Raw genomic sequence first — 19,314 nt, 5'->3', positions numbered from 1 at the left:
TCTCCCTGAAGACCAACCTATGACCCGCATGTCAAAGTGCGGGTCTTTTTTTGCCTTCAGACTCGGCGGCACAGTTTCAGTTGACCAATAAAACCGCCTCGACCCGGCGGTTCAGGTCGCGCCCTTCAGGCGTTGCATTGGACGTTATCGGAGCCAGATAGCCCACGCCTTGCGCCTCAATCCGCTCGGGGGCCACGCCATGCGCCTCGATCAATCGGGTGCGTACGGCCTCGGCCCGGCTTTTGCTGACAGAGATATTGGCCGACAGCGCGCCGGTGTCGTCGGTATGCCCCACCAGCGCCAACCGCGTCTCCGGGTTGTCGGCCAGATATCCGGCCAGCAGGGCCAGTGAGCCAAATGGCCCTTCTCCTAACGCCACCTCGCCCGTAGGGAAATGCAAATCATCCAGGATCACATGCCCAGTGCTAGTCAGAGCCTCGAGCAATCCGCCCGAACCTTCGACGGCCTGTTCGATCACCACCGGATCAGGGTCAGGAGCATCCTGCGGCGTCACACGGATAAGCTGAACATAGCCATCCGGCGGGTTGCGACTGACCAACAGGCTCAACACAACAGGCCCTTTGGTGGCCGACAGGAAGCGGTAATCCTGAATGGCGACATACATGTCCGGTGTCGGCACAACTTCGGTACCAAATCGAAAATCGAAGCCGCCACAGTTTTGAGCCTCGCATTCGAACAGGATTTTGTATCCCTGCGCCTCGATCTGGTCGCGCAGCGGGGCCAGAAGTTGCAGGGTCGTACTGGACCCGGCCTGAAGCCGCCATGTGAACCGTTCGACCTGCCCCTCAACGGTCTTTGCTGGCACTGCACCATCGGCATAAGGCCCCGTCGGTAGGTCATAGCTATCCAGCGGCGAGGTCCGGTCGCTGATCTGACGCGCACTGCTGGGCAGTGTCAGGTCCTGTGCCAGAACCGGACCTGTCAGAAGCATTGAAACAAGGGCGGCGGCGCGGATCATCGAAACTGTGCGTGATATTCTTCGTTGGGTACCATTGCGGTCGCGCTGGCCACCCGGTTGGACATGTTGAAGAACCCGGTGACATTGGCAATGTCCCAGATATCCCGGTCGGTGAACCCGGCATCGCGCAGTTTCTGGCGGTCAGGTTCTTCAATCTCGGCACTGGCAGTGGTCATCTTGGCGGCAAAATCCAACATCGCACGTTGACGCGGCTCCAGCGGCGCGACGCGGTAATTCATCACCAGCATCTCACCCAGTTGCGGATTACCCGATAGCTGACGCACCGCCGCGCCATGTGCGACCAGACAGTAGAAGCACTTGTTGATCGACGATACCACCACCGCAATCATCTCGCGCTCCAGCTTGGACAAGCCGCTGTCGACCAGCATCAGGTCATTGTACATCGCTGTGAAGGCGTTCAGCTTGTCGATGTCGAATGCGTTGGCTTTCAATACGTTCGGCACCATTCCCAGCTTTTCGACACAGATATCAAAGTATTTCTGCGTTTCCGGCGGCAGCGGATCGACCATGGGCAGGTTCAGCGCGGTGGGCATGTCTTTCTGTGTCACGGCGGCCTCTTCAGTTCACTCAAGGTGACGGTAATGGTATTCGCCCGCAAGCTCCATCCCGAGTGCGCGATAAAGACCATTGGCTCCCACGTTGGCCTTGGTGCAGATCACGCTGAGGGTCTGCGCGCCATTGTCCCGCGCCCAGATTGCCGCCGCGCGCATGGTCCAGTGGCCCAGACCTTGGCGGCGATGATCGGGCAGGATTTCAAGTGCGTGGACCATCGCAACATCCCCGTGCATCGCGACAAATGCTACGCCACTGGGCTTGTCGTTGTGGCGCAACAACAGACTGGTTTTGGGGCCCTTCGCGCGCGCCATCACCGCTTGGCGTTCTGGCCCAATCCCGGCCGAAGCCCAGATTTCACGCATGATCTCAAGCGGCTCCCAGACCGAGAAGACCATGATCGGAGGGATCGGTTGATCTGTCAGCAGGTCGACCGGACAGGCATAGATGTTGACCGGGTCCAGAACGCTGTACCCCCGATCAGCCAGTTTCGCGTCCAGAGCCTCATCACCCGGACGCAGACAGAAAATGCGTTTTTGCCCCATGGCCAGCATTGCGGCCTCGGCGGCGTCAATATCCGCGTCCCTGGCAGGACCCAGCGCGTTGGCGGCAGACACGCGTGACCCACCACCCTGCCCTTCGCGCAGTTGGAACGGGCCAAGCGCCTTGTAGCCTGCGGCGGGCCAAGTGCCGTCGACAATATCCGCCCAGTTGGTGCTCAAAGCTCCAACTCTTTCGCCAGACGGGTCATCGCCGCATCGATCTGCCTTCCGTCAGTGCCCCGTATCACAACGTTGGCACCGAAGGCCCCGTTGATCTGGAACGGATAACAGCCAATGGACAGGTCGCTGAACTCTTCGGCCAAGGCGGACAGGTTTGCGGCAATATCGCCCTCGCCCCGATCCACGCGCAGAGTTTGCGACAGCAAGGGACTGCCTCCGGTTAACGTTGGCAGAACACTGGCCACCATGGCCTGAAACACCGAAGGCACACCGGCCATCACATGCACGTTCGCAAGGATAAAGCCCGGTGCAGTCGAGACCGGATTGTCGATCAGCGCCGCACCATCGGGAATGCGGGCCATGCGCAGTCGGGCGGCATTCAGCTCCAACCCCGATTTGTCGTAATGCGCCTGCAACAGCGCCCGCGCGTCATCCCGAATATCAATCGGCGTGTCGAAGGCCCGCGCGATGCAATCGGCGGTGATATCGTCATGTGTCGGACCGATGCCGCCACTGGTAAAGACGGTGTCATAGGCATCAGACAGTGCTTTGACCGCCGCTTCGATGGCGGGGGCGTCATCGCTGACAATGCGCACTTCTTTCAGGTCGATGCCGTGTTTGGTCAGCTCCTGCGCCAGAAAGTGCATGTTGGCATCACGGGTGCGGCCGGACAGGATTTCATCCCCGATCACCAGCATTGCTGCAGTTGGATTGGCCATGGCGCTCTCCCCTCTTGATCGTTCTCAGGGGCAGGTATAGGCCCTGAACCATGCGATTTGAAACCCCTCTTGTCCCCGCCCGCCTGATCCGCCGCTACAAACGCTTTCTGGCTGATTGCACGCTGGAAGACGGGCAAGAGGTTACGGCCCATTGCGCCAATCCGGGATCGATGATGGGGCTGGCTGAACCGGGCGAGAAAATCTGGCTGGAACCCAATGACGACCCCAAGAAAAAGCTGAAATACGGCTGGCGTTTGGTGGATCACGAAAACGGGCATTTCACCGGCGTTGACACCTCGGTTCCCAATCGCGCCTTAAGGGCAGCGCTTGAAGCCGGTGAGATTGCAGAACTGGCCGCCTATGACACCGTCCGGCCCGAAGTGAAATACGGCGAAAACAGCCGCATCGATTTCCTGCTGACCGGGCCGGGCCTGCCCGACGCTTATGTCGAGGTCAAAAGCGTGACCCTCTCGCGCCAGCCCGGCCTGGCCGAGTTTCCCGACAGTGTCACGGCACGCGGCACAAAGCATCTGGGCGAGCTGGCAGCCATGGCCGCGCAAGGACACCGCGCGATCATGCTGTATCTGGTCCAGCGTACCGATTGCGACAGGTTTGCGCTGGCGGCTGATATTGACCCGGCCTATGCGGCGGCGTTTGAAACAGCACAGGCGCAGGGGGTGGAACGATTGGTGTATGGGACAGAGATTTCACCCTTAGGCGTCGCAGTCTTACCCAAACCGATCTAGAGGCCATTCAGCAGCACCCGCCAGAAACAAGATAACCTAGCGTCTCGGGTCAAACCTAAAGCTCACTATAAACATTCTTAAAACGCTATTTGTTGATTCATATCAAGGTTAATGAGCATACAAAAAGCTTTGCTATTCAGCACGACAATTTCGAGGGGAGATTTGTCATGCGATACAAAGCCATTGGTATGACCGTTCTGTGCGCCGCACTCCTATACACGGCCTCTTGCTCGGGCATGAGTTACGCGATGAAGACATATGGCGACGTCGACCCAATAAACTTCGAAGCCTTTGGCAGAACCTGGCGCGTCTTCGACAAGCCTGAAAGCGGCTTGATTATGCTGACGCCCAGCTTGGGAGATGCGGCATTGGCAGGTGCCGCCGAAGGGGCAACATTCGGCTTGGCTGGCAGTATGGACCCCACGCAGTTGGTCTTTCAATCGGCGGCGGCAGAGTACCTGAAGTCAACCGGCAGAACATGTGACATCCGTTCTGCCCAACTGGTCATCGACCCTCAGTGGGAGTTCACCTATACCTGCTGAGCCTTCGCGAAACTGTCGCCTTATGTCAGAAATCACTGAGTTCAGCATGCAAAAAAATTTAGTCACATTGGCCGTCCTTCTCGCCGTCACCGCGTGCGCGGAACAACCAAGTTCGATTGCACCGGTTCCAATCGGAGACGTCTATAACGACGTATCTTGCGCAAAGGCACGACAACTCTACCAACAAGAGGTTGCCAGAGTGCCTGCCTTGGTTTCCGCACAAAAACAAGCGGTTGCTGGTGACGCTGTCGGCGTGCTGTTAATCGGCGTTCCTGTATCCAGTTTATCTGGGGATGATTTGGAGGGCGAAATAGCCGCGACCAAGGGCAAATTGATCGCACTGTCCGCTCGTTTGGAAGTTTGCGGCACTCCACCCCCGAAAATAGCGTGGGATTGAGCCTGTCGCGACATAGGGTCGTAGTAATGGCATGAGAGAGCGGCTGTTGAAACTGATAAGCCGTCGAACTACTTCGCTGAAAGAGTGTGACCCTGCGCCCTCTGGTACTTTCTGCACAAGCAGCGTAAAAGGAATGCTGCGCGAAACATTTGGAGCTTAGCGTCGATGAAAGAACATCGTGGCCGCCTGACCAAAGACGGCATCCGCATCTATGAACAAAGCGACTTTGCCGGAATGCACGCGGCAGGGGCTTTGGCGGCACGCATTCTGGATGATATTGCAGAACACGTCTTTCCCGGCCAGACCACTGGCGCGATTGACGGGCTGATCACGCAGATGGTCGAAGACGCAGGCGCAACTTCGGCCACGATTGGCTACAAAGGCTATCAGCACGCCAGCTGCATCAGCGTCAATCACGTCGTTTGCCATGGCATTCCGGGTGAAAAAAAGCTGAAGGATGGCGACATCCTGAACATCGACGTGACTGTGATCGTCGATGGCTGGTTCGGCGACACCTCGCGTATGTATGTGGCCGGTAAATTGCCCCGCAAGGCAGAGCGGCTGATTCAAGTGACCCATGACGCGCTGTTCAAGGGCATCGAGATGGTGAAGCCCGGCAACACTTTTGGCGATATCGGCCACGCCATTCAGGCTTATGTCGAAGCGCACCGGATGAGTGTTGTGCGTGATTTCTGCGGCCACGGTCTGGGCCGCGTGTTCCACGCGCCGCCCAACGTTTTGCACTATGGCCGTCCGGGCACTGGCGCGGTTCTGGAAGAGGGTATGTTCTTTACCATCGAACCGATGGTCAACTTGGGCCGTCCTGAAACCAAGACACTGGCCGACGACTGGACTGCTGTGACCCGCGACAAGTCACTGTCGGCACAGTTCGAGCATTCGGTGGGTGTCACAGCGGATGGGGTCGAGATTTTTACACTCTCGCCGGGCGATAAGTTCCACCCGACCTATTCCTCCTGATCGGCAGCCTGTTCGCGCATCACTTTCAGCAGCATTGTCTCTGCCCCCCAAGGCGTCACCGCGTCGTGGATGAAAACAGGCGCGCGCATGGGTTTGCGCTCGGGGCCGGTCGAGGCTTCGGCGTCGTGGGAAAACGTCCAACTAAAGGGTGTCAGGGCGCGGTCCATGCCTGCACCTTAGCACAACAAAGGGTCAGAGTCCCAACAACTGGTGCGCTTGTGACATGTGCGTGATTACTTCGGCACCCAGATCTGCCAGCCTGCCGCCATGCGGTGCGTAGGCCAAACAGCGCATACCCGCCCGGGTGGCCGCAGTGACGCCGTTCTCGCTGTCTTCAATAACCACCGGGGCGTTTGCTTCGAAGTGCTGAGCGGCCAGCTTGAACATCCTTGGGTCCGGTTTGCCAGTTCCCAGAACATGAGCCGAGAACATAACGTCCTTGAACCGGTCCCAGAGCCCATTCTGACCCAGGGTGATCTTCATCTTGTCCGGGCTGCCGTTTGACGCAACGCAGAACGGGATGCCGTTTTGATCCAATGCCACCAACAATTCGGAAACACCAGGCACCAAAGGAACCCCTTTGCGAAGTCGGTCATAGGTTTCAGCATAGATCTGATCCACCCAGTCATCGGGTAAATCGGCACCCATGCTGCGTGCCTTGTCGCGCACCCCGACCATTGTTCCGCCTACAAACAGCGACATGCATTCAGGCAGTGTCAGGTGCAGGTCATAGCCAGCTAGATTTTCAACCAGCACCTGGTTCGAGATCACTTCGCTGTCTACCAGAACGCCATCGCAATCAAAAATCACCAGATCATGCATCCGGTTCGTCTTTCCATATCAAAGAGATATACGTGTCGCCATATTTCCGACTGCCCTGCAACGTGAACCCGGCAGGTGGCTGCATCGGAGCATTTTCTTCCCAAACCAGTAAGGCGTCATCAGCGACCCATCCACCGGCGGTTATTGCGGTCACTGCCTTTTGGCCCAACGCTTTGCCGTAGGGGGGGTCCAGAAAGATCAGATCATATGGGGCCTTCGGGTTGTCGCCCAGCCGGGTGGCATCGCGGCGGACCAGATCGGTACGCTCGGCGCTGTGGGTCAGGTCGATATTCTTGCGGATTAGCCCTTGGGCCACACGTCCGTCATCAACAAAGGTGACATGAGACGCACCACGCGACAGCGCCTCAAGCCCCAGCGCCCCGGTTCCTGCGAACAGATCCAGCACGCGCAGGCCGTCAAAATCGATCTGGTGGGTCAGGACGTTGAAAAGACTTTCGCGCACACGGTCAGTGGTGGGGCGCAGATGTGCCCCCGCATCCCCTTTGCCGACCGAGGCCAAGGCGCGGCCCCGGAACTCTCCGGCGATGATTCTCACGCTTTAAGCAGCGGCTTCAGGTCCGCGTCCGGATCCGCCACGATGGCCGGATCGGCCGTCTTGCCTGCGTCGATCAAGCGTTTGCCGACCATATACGCGCGGGGATCGTTCATTGCGTCCACAGCTATCAACTGATCGCCCTTGTAATACCAGAAGGACACGGTCTGCCCTTCGCCCTTGCGGGTCACAACGCGGTCATATCCGGTGTTCAGACCGGCGATCTGCAGTTTGACGTCATACTGGTCCGACCAGAACCATGGGGTCGCCACATAATCCCGGGCCGCGCCCAGCATGTTCTGCGCGACGATCTCGGCCTGATCGATGGCGTTAGGCACACTCTCTAGCCTGATCCGGCCTTCACCGTGTGGAAACGAGGCACAATCGCCTGCCGCCCAGATTGACGGATCCGAAGTGCGGCCATGGGCATCGGTCTTGATACCATTGTCCACCTCAAGCCCCGCCATCTCGGCCAATTGGGTTGCGGGCGCGATGCCGACACCAACCACGACAAAGTCAACCTCAAGCTCGGTGCCGTCGGTAAGCAGGGCCCCCGTCACCTTTCCGTTTTTGCCAATCAGCCGATCCAACCCGACGCCTTCGCGAATGTCCGCACCATACTCGCTGTGCAATGCACGGAAATAGTCGCTGGTCTCGGGTGCTGCAACCCGTTGTAGAATACGGTCTGCCATCTCGACCAGAGTCACCTTGACGCCTCGCTTGGCGCAGACGGCTGCGGCCTCAAGCCCGATATAGCCACCCCCCACGATCAACGTACGAGCACCTTCAGTGACCTTGGGCTCCATATCGTCGATATGCGCCAGATCGCGCACCACATGCACACCTTCCAGGTCACCACCAATTGCCGCGGGCAGACGGCGCGGATCGGACCCGGTGGTCAGCGCCAGTTCGTCGTAAGAAATGACTTCGTCCCCCAACGTCACAGTCTTGGCTTGCGGATCGATGCCCGTGACGCGCTGGCCCAGACGCAGGGTGATGTTGTTCTCGGCATAGAAACTCTCGGGCCGCAGGAACAGGCGCTCCAGCTCCATCTCGCCCAGCAGGTATGCTTTGGACAAAGGCGGGCGCTGATAGGGCAAATGCGGTTCAGCGCCGACAAGGGTGATGTCCCCGTCGAACCCATCCTTGCGCAAACGCGCCACCAAAGATGCACCCGCCTGACCGGCACCGATCACGACAATATGGCTCATGTTTTGCCCACCCTGCAGTTTTCCCGTGGTCTCCGTGTTTGGACCACCTATATTGCGGCTAAGCCCAATTCTGCAAATCCAAACAACAGGAGCTGAAAAATGATTTCAACAGGAGACGCCCTTCCCGAAGCGACACTGACCCAGATGGGCGCGGACGGGCCGGAAGAGGTTCGGATTTCAGAAAAGACCAAGGGCCGCAAAGTGGTGATCTTTGCTGTTCCTGGGGCGTTTACACCGACATGCCATTCCGCGCATGTACCCAGCTTCATGCGGACGAAAGATCAGTTCGACGCCAAAGGCGTAGACGAAATCATCTGCATTTCGGTCAACGACCCCTTTGTCATGAAAGCTTGGGGCGAAGCCACCGGCGCGTCTGACGCCGGTCTGACCATGCTGGCAGATGCCGCATCAGAATTCACCAAAGCCATCGGCATGGATTTCGACGCCCCGCCCGCCGGTCTGATTGCCCGGTCCAAACGCTATGCCATGCTGGTTGAGGACGGCAAAGTCACTGCCTTGAACCTGGAAGAAAACCCGGGCGCATGCGAAATCTCTGCCGGTGAAGGCCTGCTGGACGTCATCTGATAGAGTTCGGCCCCGGTTTTTCGGGGCCATCAAAACCCAAATTAACTTGATGCTCTTCCCTAATGCGCGAATACTTGATCCAGGCGTTTGGGGAGTTCTTTATGACACTTAAGACATTTTCACTTATCCTGACCGGCTCCGCCATTCTAGCATCCTGCGGACCGGCACCCACCCCACAGCAACAAGCCGCGCGCCAACACGAGATCGCGTGCCTGGGCGGAACTTTGGGCGGTGCGTTGATCGGTGGCGCCATCGGCAATCAATTTGGTGGCGGGTCGGGCAAGACAATCCTTACCGCTACGGGTGCCGCGGCTGGTGGCTTTGAAGGCCAGAGATTTGCATGCTGAAAGGGTCAACCATGACACGCGGAATTATCATACTCATGATCACATTTCTGACCTCGGCAGCCGCCGCCGAAACCGTTGCAGAGCTGCATGAAAAAGAACTGAACGCCATTGATGCGAATAATGACGGGTTCTTATCAAAAGACGAGTTCGACGCATTCTCGGACTATGCATTTCAGGCCATGGATGAAGACAAAAACGGCACCCTGGGCCTGGAAGAGGCCAAACCGTTTCTGGACATCAAGCAGTTTCAGAATGTTGACCGCAACAAAGACAGCTTTATCTCAAGAGCGGAATATGATGCTCAGATGGATGAGGACTTCAACACGGCGGATCAGGATGGCAATGGCCAACTGGATTAAGCCTGTCACGACAGGAGCTTGGTATGAACAAATGGATTGGTTTGGGCGCATTGGCACTGGTCGCGGCCTGTGATGTTCCGCAGGCTACTGTGGTGACGGGACCGGATGGGCAGTCTCGCATTGAAATCAACCTTTCCGGGCTGACCTGCTATCAAAACCGCTGTCTGGACATAAACCCAGCAGCGCGGAGCGTGCGCCAGATTGGCAACAAGACCACCAGGATTCCTGCATCCATAGATGTCAGCGACGGCTATGTCACGCCAGCCGAGTTCAGGCAGATGGCGACCACGGCCTCACTTGCCGGAGGCCAAGGCTCGGGAAATGATCGCTAGCACAGACTGTCCATCTTGCGTGCCAGTTTGGCATCCAATGAGGACAGACCACCTACGTCATGGGTGGACAGAACAACCTCGACCGTGCGGTACACGTTGAACCATTCGGGATGGTGGTTCCATTTCTCGGACCAAATCGCTACCTGGGTCATCCAGCCAAAAGCGGAAACGAAATTGTCGAATATAAACGTTTTTGTAATCGCATCTCGGCCTTCGACCATCGTCCAACCGTTCTTGAACAGCGGATCCAGCAGCGGGCCGCGGGTTTCTGTCGACAAGAGTTCGGTCATTGCTGTTCCTCCGGGTTCGATTTCCTGAACGGACCGTAGTCCGTTAGGATCTCGATCTCTTCTCCCACTGCACGGCCTTCGGCGTCCAGATATTTTTTGACGGCATCAGCAAAACCCGGATCGCCAACCCAGTGCAAGCTATGCGTGCGCGTTGGCAAATAGCCCCGCGCCAACTTGTGTTCACCCTGAGCGCCCGCCTCGACCCGGGCCAGACCATGGGCAATGGCAAAGTCTATCGCCCTATAATAGCACAGTTCGAAATGCAGACAGGCATGATGTTCAACGCAACCCCAATACCGGCCAAAAAGCGTTTCGCGGCCTATGAAGTTCAACGCACCCGCGATGGCAAAGCCGTTCCGTTCCGCCAGCACCAAGGCCATGTCATCCGACATGGTTTCCTGTGCAATATCAAAGAATTGGCGCGTCAGGTACGGCGAGCCCCACTTGCGCGCGCCGGTATCCTGATAGAATCGCCAGAACGCATCCCAATGTTCCGGGCGCAACGCTTCGCCGGTCAGGGTGCGGATGTCACCGCCAAAGTCATTGGCCTGCGCCCGCTCCTTGCGGATGTTCTTGCGTTTGCGCGATGACAGGGCAGCCAGGAAAGCGTCGAAGTCTGAATAGCCCTCATTCAACCAGTGAAACTGCTGCGAGCCGCGCAACATCAGGCCCATCTGTTCACCGGCCAACGCTTCGTCCTCGGTACAGAAGGTCGCATGAACCGACGAAACCTGATTATCCGCCGCCAGTTGTACAGCGCCCTGCACCAGAGCTGACATGCCGATCCTCTCGTATCCCGGGCGCACCAGGAAACGTCGTCCGGTTGCCGGGGTGAACGGCACTGCGATCTGAAGCTTGGGGTAATAACGTCCACCTGCGCTTTCATAAGCATGGGCCCAGCTATGATCGAAGATATATTCGCCCTGACTGTGCGATTTGGCATACATCGGGGCCGCTGCGATCAGCATACCATCAAGATAAGCAGTCAAATATTGCGGCTGCCAGCCTGTGCCGCGACCAACCGAGCCGCTTTCTTCCAGCGCTAGTAAAAACCGATGGGTTGTAAAGGGATCAAGAGGCCGCCCGCCATCAACGGCTTCGGGGCAAGCGCAGGCATCCCACTCTGCCGCAGAAATCTGCGACAGAGCACCCAATACCTGAATTTCGATCTGTGCCTGATCCATATGTCCTCCGCGCCTGCCCTTTATCTGTGACAGCCTGAAGGAGGTTCAAGCCGAATGCGCAGCCAGATACCCTTCGAAAGTCACATTGTCGGCAACTTTGCGAGCCTCTGCCTCTTGTTCAGGCGATCGGACAGTCCAGCACAGGATTGGCACCCCGCGCGCCTTCAATTCAGCCACGCGGGGGCGCGACAGGTCAGCGGCCTCGTGACTAATGAAACTTGCTCCGACACGATCAAAATCCGGAATACCACGCAGATTGTCGCAAACGCCTTGGGGCAAAAGTTCGACGCTGGGTTCATAGGCGCAAGTGGTGATGCCGCGCGGCAGATGCGGGGCAAGCCGTGCCAGTTCAGCGACCGAGTTGGGATTGAAGGACATCAGGGCCACAGGACCGTCGTAACCCTGCAATGCGCGGACGGTATCCCGCTCCAACGCGCCCACATTGGCACCCATTTCACCGTCCTGATCTTTCAGTTCGATCAGCAGCGGTACCCGACCTGCCACCATCTCTAGGACCTCATCCAGCGTTGGAATGCCATCATCCCCATACAAAAGGGTCGCGCCAGAAGCTGCAGCCGCCGAGACCTGACGGATCGGCCCGGGCTGACCGGTCAGACGCGCCATATCATAGTCATGGAAAACCATGGCCCGGTCATCCGATGTCAGTTGAAGATCGATCTCGATCCCGTAACCCGCGTCAATCGCTGCCTGAATAGCCGCCCGGCTGTTTTCCGGGCGGTTGTCCGATATGTCATGCAGAGCCCGATGAGCAATAGGGACCTGCAAAAACGCGTTTGGCAAAGGTGGTATCATTCGACTTCGAAAATACCTTCGATTTCAACCGCCACACCCAACGGCAGGGACGCCGCGCTGACTGCGGAACGTGAATGACGGCCCGCTTCGCCCAGCGCTTCGACCATGAAATCGGAGGCACCGTTGATCACCTGTGGCTGTGCTGTGAACTCTGCTGTCGAGTTTACAAAACCAGTCAGCTTGATCACACGCACCAGTTTCTCGATATCGCCGCCGCAGGCTGCCTTGACCTGCGCCAGCAGGTTGATCGCGCAAACCCGGGCCGCAGCAGCTCCGGCCTCAACGTCCATATCGTCGCCCAGTTTGCCGGTGATCAGTTCATCAGCTTTCGAGATCTGGCCCGAGACATAAACGATATTGCCCACGCGCACGAACGGCACATAGTTGGCAGCGGGTGCAGGTGCGTCATCCAGCGTGACACCCAGGGTTTCCAGTTTTGCGGCGATGCTCATTGAGAGGGTCCTTCCCTAAATTCGACTCTGCCGGACGCTAACCGGGAAGCTTGGATTGGGAAAGACGGAAACCGGCAATTTCCTGTCTGCCTGCGATCTGAGCGTTTCTTTACTTATTACGAGCTGTTGATCCTGGGTCACTTTACCCGCCCCCAAATGACAGGTTACACGCAAGGTGTTTCATTTAAGACCCGAAACGACTAGTGACAGAACTTGTGCCACCCCAGCACGTGGATTTTGATTGAACGTCCGGCGGACCATGTGTCGGACCATTTTGGGAGAAGCAAACCGTGCCAAGCAGATTGCGCCTGAAACATTTTATTGTCCTGTCATGCATGGCCATTCTGTCTGCTTGCGCTACTACCCCGCCCGAGGGGGCCTCGCGTAGCGATGTTTTTGATCCGTATGAAAACAACAACCGGGCAATCCACAAGTTCAACCTTGGTGTGGACCGATTTTTGTTCCGCCCCGCCTCGAAAGGCTATGTGAAGATCGTTCCTGATCCGATGGTGACCAGTTTCAGCACCTTCGCCGAAAACATCTCGCTGCCGGGGCAGGCCGTTGATTACCTGTTACAGGGCAATCCGAAACAGATGGGCAACGCGTTGCTGCGCTTCGTGATCAACATGACTGTGGGTGGCTTTGGTCTTTCTGCACCTGCGGATGAATTGAATTTGCCACCAGTGGATACCGATTTCGGCGAGACGCTGCATGTCTGGGGTGTGGGCGAAGGCGCATATGTTGAGCTTCCCTTCTACGGCCCATCCACCCAACGAGATGCGATCGGGGTTGTGATCAACTTGTTCTCGAACCCAATCAATTTTTCTCCGGTGCGACCGGTCGACAATATTGGCGTCTACGCCGAGATCGTGCGCCGCATGGGAGATCGCGGCCGGTTCTCGGATACAGTCGACTCGATTCTTTACGAAAGTGCAGACAGTTACGCGCAAGCACGCCTGATCTTTTTGCAAAATCGCCGCTTTGAACTGGCAAGAGATGACGAAGACGCCTATCTGGATCTATATTCTGACCCCTATGCCGAAACCGGGACAGACCCGGTCAGGGACCCCTTTTTAGACCCCTACGAGGACCCCTATGCCGAATAACGAGTTGAACCGCCGTCACTTCATCGCCTCGAGCCTCGCGCTGGCCTTGCTGCCCATGCCTGCCTTGGCGCAGACCGAAGCTGCAGCCAAAGCGCTGGTCAACAGCGTGGTTGCTGACATCAATCGGGTGATCGATTCGGGCAAGTCTGAAAAGGCAATGCTGCGCGACTTCGAAAAAATCTTTGTGCAATATGGTGATGTCCCGATCATGGCTCGCTATGCCCTGGGGGCGGATGCCCGCACGGCAAGCCCCGCCCAGCTGAAAAAATTCACCAAAGCGTTCCAGGGCTATATCTCGCGTAAATACGGCCGCCGGTTCCGAGAGTTTATTGGTGGCGAGGTTGACGTACGCAATGCGCGAAAAATCAAGGCCGGGTACGAAGTTCGGACGATGGTCAAACTGCGCGGCTCCGCCCCGTTTGACGTGACGTTCCTGGTGTCCGACAAGTCGGGCCGGGACAAGTTCTATAATATGTTCATTGAAGGCGTGAACCTTCTGCTGACCGAACGCACCGAAATCGGCGCTATGCTGGATGCCCGGAAAGGCAATCTGGATCAACTGATCAGAGATTTGAACAAAACAGGCTAACCTTGCGGCCGGGTGTGGTAACGCGCCAGATCAAAGTTATTGCAAGTACACAAAAAAGGGTCAGGTTCTTCTGACCCTTTTTTGTTTCGATTTCAGGGCGCATAGCTACGCACCAAAGCGCCTGCAATCAACGCCCAGCCGTCTGCGATGACAAAGAACGCAAGTTTGAATGGCAAGGATACGATTGCCGGAGGTACCATCATCATGCCCATCGACATCAACACCGCTGCAACAACAAGATCGATGATCAGAAACGGCAGAAAAATCAGAAAGCCAATCTGAAAGGCCCGCGCGATTTCAGATAGCATGAAAGATGGCATCAGGACGGACAGCGGCGCTTGTGCTGACAGTTCCATCTCATCCCCACCGGGACGTAGGGCCGCCATGGCGTAAAATGTATCCGCGTCCAACCGGGCTGCCATGAAAGTACGGAACGGGTCCAGCGCCCGTTCCAGTGCGACCTCGACCCCGATCGTTTCCTCCATCATCGGGCGAATGCCGCTTTCCCAGGCTTCAGTGAAGACAGGGTCCATGATGAAATAGGTCAAAAACAACGCCAGACTGACAATCAGCATATTGGGCGGCGATTGCTGCAATCCAATCCCCTGTCGCAGGATCGACAATACTGTAACCAGGAACGGGAAACAGGTGATCATAACTGCCAGGCCCGGCGCTATGCTCAATACAGTGATCAGTAGGATCAACTGGATGGTCCGTGCCGATATAGATCCTCCCTCGCCAAGGGACAAAGTCACATCCTGAGCTGTGGCGAGCGATGGTGTCAGCACAATCGCCAGAGCCAGCCAGATCGCAAAGCGCATCAACCGATCCCGTTTTGAAGGTCGGCAATCTCGGTCAGGCGCACGGCCAGTTGACCGGCCTGGTCGCCATCCATCTCTTCAAGCAGCCCACGTGCCACCAACTGATCCCCGACATAAAGGTCAACCGGATCTTCGATCCTTTTGTCCAGTGTCAGCACCGCATTCTCTCCCATATTGAGCAAATCCCGGATCAATGGGCGGGCGCGGCCGACAGAGACAGTCACCTCGATCGGGACGGATTCAAACGGGTTGGGTCTTTCGGTGTTCGGGGTCTGAGTGTCATTCATTGGACAAAGCCTCTCTTGCCTCAAAGACGTATGCGTCAAAAATCTGTGCAACGGTGGTCAGCAAGGCGCTGCAATCCACTTCGCGCCTGCTGATGCCGACTTGCAGGCGGGCCTGCCCCGGCTCGAGCCCGGGATCTTCGATGACCTCTGGCGCGAGCTGTGCACTTGGCGGCAAAATTGCTGCAACATCTTCAGCACGGCCCGTCGGCACCATGATCTGCATAGGTTGCTCCAGCTGCATGCGCGCCATCTCCGACAGCTGTTCAACAAGAAGGGTGGCCAATCCCCGGTCGACCATCTGCGGTAAGACTGTCTGCACCGGGCTTTCAAACATCGGCTCCAAAGACAGAGTCATCCGGGTCATCGCCTCGTGATAGGTGAATGACATGTCCTCCAGCGATTGCGCGAGCTCTGCCGATACCTTTCCGCGACTTTGCTCCTGCGCCTGAGCGGCATCCTCCCAACCAGCACCATAACCATCCTCAAAGGCGGCAAGCCTCTGTTCTTCTAATGTTTCCTCATCCAGAAGCAGAACCGTGCCGGTGCTGGTCTGAGCGGTGAAATCCTCAAGCAGATGGGCGATCGACATCACACCCGCTCCTCGCCTTCTTCAAGCCAGCTGCGAAGGATCTCGACGGTCTCCTCTTGCTTGTCACCGATCATAGTCCGCAACCGTTCAACCGGGTCTTCGACGGCGTTGACGCCCAGCGCTGGAACGCCCCCGTCTTGGGGCAAGGCTGCAAACTCAGCCACGTCATCGGCCGCGATTTCACCGGTCAAAACCGAAGGTTCCACCTCGGCCCCGTCAACAGCGGGCAAAAGCGCTGGTGTCAGTGTCGGCTTCATCAGAATCGGTCGGATCACGAACAACGCCAGCACTAGCGATACCACCGCCAGCACGGCCATTTGGATCAGGGACATGGCGTCCAGATGAATGTTCTGCCACATGGAAGACGAAGCCAGAGTGCCTTGCGGTTCTGTCACAGGCAGATCCAGAGATTTAAGTGTGATCACGTCCCCGCGCGCGGCGTCGAACCCCACGGCCGCAGCCACCAGTTCTTGCAGCGCGTCCAGTTCTGCCTGCGGCAGCGGTGCAAATGTTTCGGCTCCCGAGGCATCCACAGTACGCGTTCCGTTCACCAAAACGGCAACCGTCAGGCGCTTAATCGAACCGGGCGCTGTGTGAACTTCAAGCTCTGTTTCAGAGACCTCATAATTCACCCGCTCACGCGTTTCGGTGGGGGTGGAGTTCGATTCGTCACCACCAGCCCCATCTCCATCGGGCAGGTTGGATGCAACGGTGACATCAGAAGACTGATTGCGGGCGCTGTCCGAACGTTCCTCGACATCCGTACTGATGGCCACGCGGCCTTTGGGGTCAAAGCGCCGCTCGCGGATTGATTCTGTCTTGGTTTCCGTATCCACGCTAACCTCGACCACCGCATTGCCGGGTCCGACACGCGCTTCCACAAGGCGCAGTACACGTTCACGCAGTTGGCGCGATTTATCATCTGCCGTGTCAGCGGCCACCGCAGTGTCTTGCCCACCAATAACAGCCCCGTTCGAATCGATTACAGTCACGTCCTCAGGTGCCAGGCCGCTTACGGCGGAGGCAACAAGGAACCGGATCGCCTTGGCCTGATCACCAGTGATATCGGCACCTGACGGCACCAGATAGACAGAGGCTGTCGGCGCAACGCTGCGCTGGAACGGGTTCGCAGACCCGTTGGCGATGTGCACCCGCGCCTGGCTGACATGCGGACTGCCGACTATGGTGCGCGCCAACTCACCCTCTTTTGCACGCCAGTATGCGGCGTCGAACATCTGAGAGGTGGTGCCAAACCCGCTCAGCGAATCCAGCAGTTCATACCCCCTGTTACCATTTGCGGGCAGGCCTTCACTGGCCAGAGTCATCCGCAACTCGTCCCGCTGCGCGCCGGGTACATAGATTGACCCACCGCGAATCTCATAGGTGATACCGCGCTGATCCAGCGCGCGCACGATGTCCCCTGCCGCGCCGCTTTCCAAGCCTGCATACAGCAGCGTCATAGACGGTGCGGTTGCAAGGCGGGACATTCCGAGAATTCCCAAAAACACCAGCACAACTGCACTGGCGACAATGATTTGTTTACGCCTGTCCAAACTTTCCCAAACAGTTCCGATCTGCTGCACGCTCACCTCCGACTCGCCGACATTCTGCCCGGCGCACCCTCTGTTTGGACGATTGCCCTTAACAATCGGTTAGTCCCTGAGCGGTTATGAAACGACAGAACGGATGAATGAGGACGTCATGACCGACGCGACGGCAGAACAGGCAGAAGCCCCGGAAAAAAGGGGGAAAAAGGGAATCCTTATTGGGTTGATTCTGGCAATTGCAGGGGCCGCGGGCGGATATTTCCTAACCTCATCCGGACTGATTCCGCTGGGCGGCAAAGCTACGCAGGAAACAAGCCAGGACATGGAAAAAGGAAACTCTGTCAAAGCGCTGGAAAACGTTGGCTTCCTCGCACTGCCACCCGTCGTCGTATCGGTGAATTCAGACAGCACTCGGCATTTGAAGTTTCACGCACAACTCGAAGTTAACGCCCCGTACATGGCTGACGTGGAAAAAATGCAGCCGCGAATCATGGATGTTCTGAACGGATACCTGCGTGCCGTGGAATTGCAGGATCTTGAAGATTCGTTGGCGTTGATGCGCATCCGGGGCCATTTGCTGCGCCGCATTGAAATTGTCGTTGGCGAGGGTCGCGTTCGCGATGTGCTGGTGATGGAATTTGTTTTGAACTAGGAGGCGAAATTGGAGCTGATCGCGGATATTTTGCTGGTTGCCGGTGCGTTGGGCGCGGGTCTTTACTGCTTTGTTCTGTCGCGCCGCCTCAAGCGGTTTACCGACCTTGAAAAAGGCGTTGGTGGTGCTGTGGCGGTTCTTTCACGGCAAGCGGAAGAGCTGAAGAAATCTCTGGACAACGCGCGCAGCGCTTCTGACCAGTCCGGGGACAAGCTTACAACCCTCACACACAGAGCCGAGAGCGTCGCGCAACAGCTCGAGCTGATGATGGCGTCAATGCATGACGTGATCCCCGAAGACGCCTCCAAAACGGAGACGCAGCCAGAGGCTGTTCCGGCAGAGGCTCAGCCACAAGAACCAACTCTTGCAAGGCAAGAGGATGTCACAGAGCCCTCTGACGACGCAGAATCTTCTGAAACTGAAGCACCCAAAACAAAAGAAAACAAAGCGCCAGAGGGTCTGATGTTCTTCCGTCATGATCACAAGCAGGGTGGAACACTGGCATGAACCGCCCTCGCGCAACTCGGCCAAACGCTCGCCCGCGGGCCGGTGTACTTGCTGTCATCTCCTTACTCATGCTTGGTTCAGCCGCAATTCGCATCGGGTTAGAGGCTGGGCCGGCGCTTGCGAAACCAGCCGAACCTAAGGCCGTTGAACACACGCCCAAAGCGTTGGAAACACGCGACGTTCAAGCTCTTTTGACCGAGCTTTTGCGTCGAGAAAAACAGGTCACACAACGTGAAGACGCGCTGCGGGATCAAGAAAAGGCATTGGAAATCGCGGGCCAGGCTATCGAGACGCGGCTGGTCGCGCTTCAAGAGGCGGAAGAGGCTCTGCGTGCCACTTTGGCTGTCGCCGACAACGCGGCCGAGAATGATCTGACCCGTCTGACAGATGTCTATCAAACCATGAAACCCAAAGATGCTGCTGCGTTGTTTGAAACCATGGATCCAACTTTTGCCGCCGGGTTTCTTTCTCGTATGCCTCCTGATTCAGCGGCCGGGATACTTGCTGGTCTCAGCCCCGAGGCAGCCTACACGATCAGTGTTGTCATGGCAGGCCGTAATGCCTCGGCCCCACTGGAATAACCAGTGCCACATTTTCACGCGCATCACTAAG

Annotated in this window: 29 protein-coding genes; 13 read left to right on the top strand and 16 right to left on the bottom strand. The window is 57.3% G+C overall.

What is annotated here, in order from left to right:
• Positions 1 to 76: 76 nt before the first annotated feature.
• Genes GOV89_RS08390 through GOV89_RS08375 form a run of 4 tightly spaced genes read right to left on the bottom strand, consistent with a single transcriptional unit; the run spans position 77 to position 2,993 of the window.
• On the bottom strand, positions 77 to 979 hold the full coding sequence (locus tag GOV89_RS08390) for an OmpA family protein (RefSeq protein WP_171178261.1): 903 nt from the start codon (positions 977 to 979) through the stop codon (positions 77 to 79).
• Positions 976 to 1,533 carry a peroxidase-related enzyme gene (locus GOV89_RS08385; protein ID WP_171178845.1) on the bottom strand — a complete coding sequence of 186 codons (558 nt, stop codon included), beginning with the start codon at positions 1,531 to 1,533 and terminating at the stop codon, positions 976 to 978. The genes GOV89_RS08390 and GOV89_RS08385 overlap by 4 nt, the downstream gene beginning before the upstream one ends.
• A gap of 30 nt (positions 1,534 to 1,563) precedes the next feature.
• Positions 1,564 to 2,274, bottom strand: a complete 711-nt coding sequence (locus tag GOV89_RS08380) for a GNAT family N-acetyltransferase (protein WP_171178263.1) — start codon at positions 2,272 to 2,274, stop codon at positions 1,564 to 1,566.
• Positions 2,271 to 2,993, bottom strand: coding sequence for a molybdopterin-binding protein (locus GOV89_RS08375; protein ID WP_171178265.1), 723 nt, complete (start codon positions 2,991 to 2,993; stop codon positions 2,271 to 2,273). Before GOV89_RS08375 ends, GOV89_RS08380 begins: the two co-directional genes overlap by 4 nt.
• Positions 2,994 to 3,043: 50 nt before the next feature.
• Here GOV89_RS08375 and sfsA point away from each other — a divergent pair, with 50 nt between their 5' ends.
• The 4 genes from sfsA to map all read left to right on the top strand — a co-directional run bounded on the left by sfsA (position 3,044) and on the right by map (position 5,656).
• A complete protein-coding gene (gene sfsA / locus GOV89_RS08370; protein WP_171178266.1) occupies positions 3,044 to 3,739 on the top strand; it encodes a DNA/RNA nuclease SfsA in 696 nt (231 codons plus the stop codon).
• 167 nt (positions 3,740 to 3,906) lie between these two features.
• A complete protein-coding gene (locus GOV89_RS08365; protein ID WP_171178268.1) occupies positions 3,907 to 4,281 on the top strand; it encodes a hypothetical protein in 375 nt (124 codons plus the stop codon).
• A gap of 22 nt (positions 4,282 to 4,303) precedes the next feature.
• Positions 4,304 to 4,678 (top strand): hypothetical protein, encoded by a 375-nt coding sequence (locus tag GOV89_RS08360; RefSeq protein WP_171178270.1) that lies wholly within the window; start codon positions 4,304 to 4,306, stop codon positions 4,676 to 4,678.
• Between the two features lie 165 nt (positions 4,679 to 4,843).
• The gene (gene map / locus GOV89_RS08355) at positions 4,844 to 5,656 is read left to right on the top strand and encodes a type I methionyl aminopeptidase (RefSeq protein WP_171093205.1); all 813 of its coding nucleotides are present in this window, start codon (positions 4,844 to 4,846) and stop codon (positions 5,654 to 5,656) included.
• Here the strand turns inward: map and GOV89_RS08350 are convergent.
• Genes GOV89_RS08350 through GOV89_RS08335 form a run of 4 tightly spaced genes read right to left on the bottom strand, consistent with a single transcriptional unit; the run spans position 5,644 to position 8,242 of the window.
• The gene (locus tag GOV89_RS08350; RefSeq protein WP_171178272.1) at positions 5,644 to 5,823 is read right to left on the bottom strand and encodes a hypothetical protein; all 180 of its coding nucleotides are present in this window, start codon (positions 5,821 to 5,823) and stop codon (positions 5,644 to 5,646) included. The genes map and GOV89_RS08350 overlap by 13 nt on opposite strands.
• A 25-nt stretch (positions 5,824 to 5,848) precedes the next feature.
• Positions 5,849 to 6,478, bottom strand: coding sequence for an HAD family phosphatase (locus GOV89_RS08345; protein ID WP_171178274.1), 630 nt, complete (start codon positions 6,476 to 6,478; stop codon positions 5,849 to 5,851).
• Entirely contained in the window at positions 6,471 to 7,034 is a 564-nt protein-coding gene (rsmD, locus tag GOV89_RS08340) for a 16S rRNA (guanine(966)-N(2))-methyltransferase RsmD (protein WP_171178276.1), read from the bottom strand. Before rsmD ends, GOV89_RS08345 begins: the two co-directional genes overlap by 8 nt.
• Entirely contained in the window at positions 7,031 to 8,242 is a 1,212-nt protein-coding gene (locus GOV89_RS08335; protein ID WP_171237944.1) for an NAD(P)/FAD-dependent oxidoreductase, read from the bottom strand. Before GOV89_RS08335 ends, rsmD begins: the two co-directional genes overlap by 4 nt.
• Positions 8,243 to 8,341: 99 nt before the next feature.
• On the opposite strand from GOV89_RS08335, the gene GOV89_RS08330 reads away from it, so the two are divergent.
• From GOV89_RS08330 to GOV89_RS08315, 4 genes are all read left to right on the top strand, one after another.
• Complete coding sequence (locus GOV89_RS08330; protein ID WP_171178280.1) at positions 8,342 to 8,827, top strand: peroxiredoxin; 486 nt, start codon at positions 8,342 to 8,344, stop codon at positions 8,825 to 8,827.
• A 101-nt stretch (positions 8,828 to 8,928) separates the two neighbouring features.
• Complete coding sequence (locus GOV89_RS08325; RefSeq protein WP_171237943.1) at positions 8,929 to 9,174, top strand: glycine zipper 2TM domain-containing protein; 246 nt, start codon at positions 8,929 to 8,931, stop codon at positions 9,172 to 9,174.
• 11 nt (positions 9,175 to 9,185) lie between these two features.
• The gene (locus GOV89_RS08320; RefSeq protein WP_245222904.1) at positions 9,186 to 9,533 is read left to right on the top strand and encodes a hypothetical protein; all 348 of its coding nucleotides are present in this window, start codon (positions 9,186 to 9,188) and stop codon (positions 9,531 to 9,533) included.
• A gap of 23 nt (positions 9,534 to 9,556) precedes the next feature.
• On the top strand, positions 9,557 to 9,865 hold the full coding sequence (locus GOV89_RS08315; RefSeq protein WP_171178286.1) for a hypothetical protein: 309 nt from the start codon (positions 9,557 to 9,559) through the stop codon (positions 9,863 to 9,865).
• Here GOV89_RS08315 and GOV89_RS08310 read toward each other — a convergent pair.
• From GOV89_RS08310 to GOV89_RS08295, 4 genes are read right to left on the bottom strand one after another with little or no spacing between them, the layout of a single operon-like run.
• Positions 9,862 to 10,155: a 4a-hydroxytetrahydrobiopterin dehydratase gene (locus GOV89_RS08310; protein WP_171178288.1), complete on the bottom strand. Its 294-nt coding sequence runs from the start codon at positions 10,153 to 10,155 to the stop codon at positions 9,862 to 9,864. The two genes, GOV89_RS08315 and GOV89_RS08310, sit on opposite strands and share 4 nt — an antisense overlap.
• Positions 10,152 to 11,339: a GNAT family N-acetyltransferase gene (locus GOV89_RS08305; RefSeq protein WP_171178290.1), complete on the bottom strand. Its 1,188-nt coding sequence runs from the start codon at positions 11,337 to 11,339 to the stop codon at positions 10,152 to 10,154. Before GOV89_RS08305 ends, GOV89_RS08310 begins: the two co-directional genes overlap by 4 nt.
• Positions 11,340 to 11,384: 45 nt before the next feature.
• Entirely contained in the window at positions 11,385 to 12,152 is a 768-nt protein-coding gene (locus GOV89_RS08300) for a glycerophosphodiester phosphodiesterase family protein (protein WP_171178292.1), read from the bottom strand.
• Positions 12,149 to 12,604, bottom strand: coding sequence for a RidA family protein (locus GOV89_RS08295; protein ID WP_171178294.1), 456 nt, complete (start codon positions 12,602 to 12,604; stop codon positions 12,149 to 12,151). The genes GOV89_RS08300 and GOV89_RS08295 overlap by 4 nt, the downstream gene beginning before the upstream one ends.
• 290 nt (positions 12,605 to 12,894) lie before the next feature.
• On the opposite strand from GOV89_RS08295, the gene GOV89_RS08290 reads away from it, so the two are divergent.
• Both GOV89_RS08290 and GOV89_RS08285 read left to right on the top strand, forming a co-directional pair.
• Entirely contained in the window at positions 12,895 to 13,710 is an 816-nt protein-coding gene (locus GOV89_RS08290) for a VacJ family lipoprotein (RefSeq protein ID WP_371732269.1), read from the top strand.
• The gene (locus GOV89_RS08285) at positions 13,700 to 14,299 is read left to right on the top strand and encodes a phospholipid-binding protein MlaC (RefSeq protein WP_171178297.1); all 600 of its coding nucleotides are present in this window, start codon (positions 13,700 to 13,702) and stop codon (positions 14,297 to 14,299) included. Before GOV89_RS08290 ends, GOV89_RS08285 begins: the two co-directional genes overlap by 11 nt.
• A gap of 92 nt (positions 14,300 to 14,391) precedes the next feature.
• Here the strand turns inward: GOV89_RS08285 and fliP are convergent, their stop codons facing one another.
• From fliP to fliF, 4 genes are read right to left on the bottom strand one after another with little or no spacing between them, the layout of a single operon-like run.
• On the bottom strand, positions 14,392 to 15,120 hold the full coding sequence (gene fliP / locus GOV89_RS08280) for a flagellar type III secretion system pore protein FliP (RefSeq protein ID WP_171178299.1): 729 nt from the start codon (positions 15,118 to 15,120) through the stop codon (positions 14,392 to 14,394).
• Complete coding sequence (locus GOV89_RS08275; RefSeq protein ID WP_171178301.1) at positions 15,120 to 15,407, bottom strand: FliM/FliN family flagellar motor C-terminal domain-containing protein; 288 nt, start codon at positions 15,405 to 15,407, stop codon at positions 15,120 to 15,122. The genes fliP and GOV89_RS08275 overlap by 1 nt, the downstream gene beginning before the upstream one ends.
• Positions 15,400 to 15,996 (bottom strand): ABC transporter ATP-binding protein, encoded by a 597-nt coding sequence (locus GOV89_RS08270; protein ID WP_171237942.1) that lies wholly within the window; start codon positions 15,994 to 15,996, stop codon positions 15,400 to 15,402. Before GOV89_RS08270 ends, GOV89_RS08275 begins: the two co-directional genes overlap by 8 nt.
• Positions 15,996 to 17,579, bottom strand: a complete 1,584-nt coding sequence (fliF, locus tag GOV89_RS08265) for a flagellar basal-body MS-ring/collar protein FliF (RefSeq protein ID WP_171237941.1) — start codon at positions 17,577 to 17,579, stop codon at positions 15,996 to 15,998. The genes GOV89_RS08270 and fliF overlap by 1 nt, the downstream gene beginning before the upstream one ends.
• A 118-nt stretch (positions 17,580 to 17,697) precedes the next feature.
• Between fliF and fliL the strand changes: the two genes are divergently transcribed.
• Genes fliL through GOV89_RS08250 form a run of 3 tightly spaced genes read left to right on the top strand, consistent with a single transcriptional unit; the run spans position 17,698 to position 19,283 of the window.
• Positions 17,698 to 18,195 (top strand): flagellar basal body-associated protein FliL, encoded by a 498-nt coding sequence (gene fliL / locus GOV89_RS08260; protein ID WP_171237940.1) that lies wholly within the window; start codon positions 17,698 to 17,700, stop codon positions 18,193 to 18,195.
• Positions 18,196 to 18,204: 9 nt separating this feature from the next.
• Positions 18,205 to 18,702 (top strand): hypothetical protein, encoded by a 498-nt coding sequence (locus GOV89_RS08255; RefSeq protein WP_171237939.1) that lies wholly within the window; start codon positions 18,205 to 18,207, stop codon positions 18,700 to 18,702.
• Positions 18,699 to 19,283, top strand: a complete 585-nt coding sequence (locus GOV89_RS08250; protein WP_171178311.1) for a MotE family protein — start codon at positions 18,699 to 18,701, stop codon at positions 19,281 to 19,283. Before GOV89_RS08255 ends, GOV89_RS08250 begins: the two co-directional genes overlap by 4 nt.
• Positions 19,284 to 19,314 lie beyond the last annotated feature (31 nt).

The organism is Ruegeria sp. HKCCA5763 (assembly GCF_013034545.1).
Taxonomy (GTDB): domain Bacteria; phylum Pseudomonadota; class Alphaproteobacteria; order Rhodobacterales; family Rhodobacteraceae; genus Ruegeria.
This window is presented reverse-complemented; position numbering and strand designations above follow the sequence as displayed.

Coding starts and splice junctions, on each gene's coding strand:
- GOV89_RS08315 (WP_171178286.1), top strand. CDS start 9,557: ATGAACAAATGGATTGGTTTGGGCGCATTGGCACTGGTCGCGGCCTGT.
- GOV89_RS08375 (WP_171178265.1), bottom strand. CDS start 2,993: ATGGCCAATCCAACTGCAGCAATGCTGGTGATCGGGGATGAAATCCTG.
- map (WP_171093205.1), top strand. CDS start 4,844: ATGAAAGAACATCGTGGCCGCCTGACCAAAGACGGCATCCGCATCTAT.
- fliP (WP_171178299.1), bottom strand. CDS start 15,120: ATGCGCTTTGCGATCTGGCTGGCTCTGGCGATTGTGCTGACACCATCG.
- GOV89_RS08310 (WP_171178288.1), bottom strand. CDS start 10,155: ATGACCGAACTCTTGTCGACAGAAACCCGCGGCCCGCTGCTGGATCCG.
- GOV89_RS08250 (WP_171178311.1), top strand. CDS start 18,699: ATGAACCGCCCTCGCGCAACTCGGCCAAACGCTCGCCCGCGGGCCGGT.
- GOV89_RS08320 (WP_245222904.1), top strand. CDS start 9,186: ATGACACGCGGAATTATCATACTCATGATCACATTTCTGACCTCGGCA.
- GOV89_RS08365 (WP_171178268.1), top strand. CDS start 3,907: ATGCGATACAAAGCCATTGGTATGACCGTTCTGTGCGCCGCACTCCTA.
- GOV89_RS08305 (WP_171178290.1), bottom strand. CDS start 11,339: ATGGATCAGGCACAGATCGAAATTCAGGTATTGGGTGCTCTGTCGCAG.
- GOV89_RS08300 (WP_171178292.1), bottom strand. CDS start 12,152: ATGATACCACCTTTGCCAAACGCGTTTTTGCAGGTCCCTATTGCTCAT.
- GOV89_RS08275 (WP_171178301.1), bottom strand. CDS start 15,407: ATGAATGACACTCAGACCCCGAACACCGAAAGACCCAACCCGTTTGAA.
- GOV89_RS08390 (WP_171178261.1), bottom strand. CDS start 979: ATGATCCGCGCCGCCGCCCTTGTTTCAATGCTTCTGACAGGTCCGGTT.
- GOV89_RS08330 (WP_171178280.1), top strand. CDS start 8,342: ATGATTTCAACAGGAGACGCCCTTCCCGAAGCGACACTGACCCAGATG.
- GOV89_RS08345 (WP_171178274.1), bottom strand. CDS start 6,478: ATGCATGATCTGGTGATTTTTGATTGCGATGGCGTTCTGGTAGACAGC.
- GOV89_RS08385 (WP_171178845.1), bottom strand. CDS start 1,533: ATGCCCACCGCGCTGAACCTGCCCATGGTCGATCCGCTGCCGCCGGAA.
- GOV89_RS08270 (WP_171237942.1), bottom strand. CDS start 15,996: ATGTCGATCGCCCATCTGCTTGAGGATTTCACCGCTCAGACCAGCACC.
- fliL (WP_171237940.1), top strand. CDS start 17,698: ATGACCGACGCGACGGCAGAACAGGCAGAAGCCCCGGAAAAAAGGGGG.
- GOV89_RS08350 (WP_171178272.1), bottom strand. CDS start 5,823: ATGGACCGCGCCCTGACACCCTTTAGTTGGACGTTTTCCCACGACGCC.
- GOV89_RS08285 (WP_171178297.1), top strand. CDS start 13,700: ATGCCGAATAACGAGTTGAACCGCCGTCACTTCATCGCCTCGAGCCTC.
- GOV89_RS08360 (WP_171178270.1), top strand. CDS start 4,304: ATGTCAGAAATCACTGAGTTCAGCATGCAAAAAAATTTAGTCACATTG.
- sfsA (WP_171178266.1), top strand. CDS start 3,044: ATGCGATTTGAAACCCCTCTTGTCCCCGCCCGCCTGATCCGCCGCTAC.
- GOV89_RS08335 (WP_171237944.1), bottom strand. CDS start 8,242: ATGAGCCATATTGTCGTGATCGGTGCCGGTCAGGCGGGTGCATCTTTG.
- GOV89_RS08295 (WP_171178294.1), bottom strand. CDS start 12,604: ATGAGCATCGCCGCAAAACTGGAAACCCTGGGTGTCACGCTGGATGAC.
- GOV89_RS08325 (WP_171237943.1), top strand. CDS start 8,929: ATGACACTTAAGACATTTTCACTTATCCTGACCGGCTCCGCCATTCTA.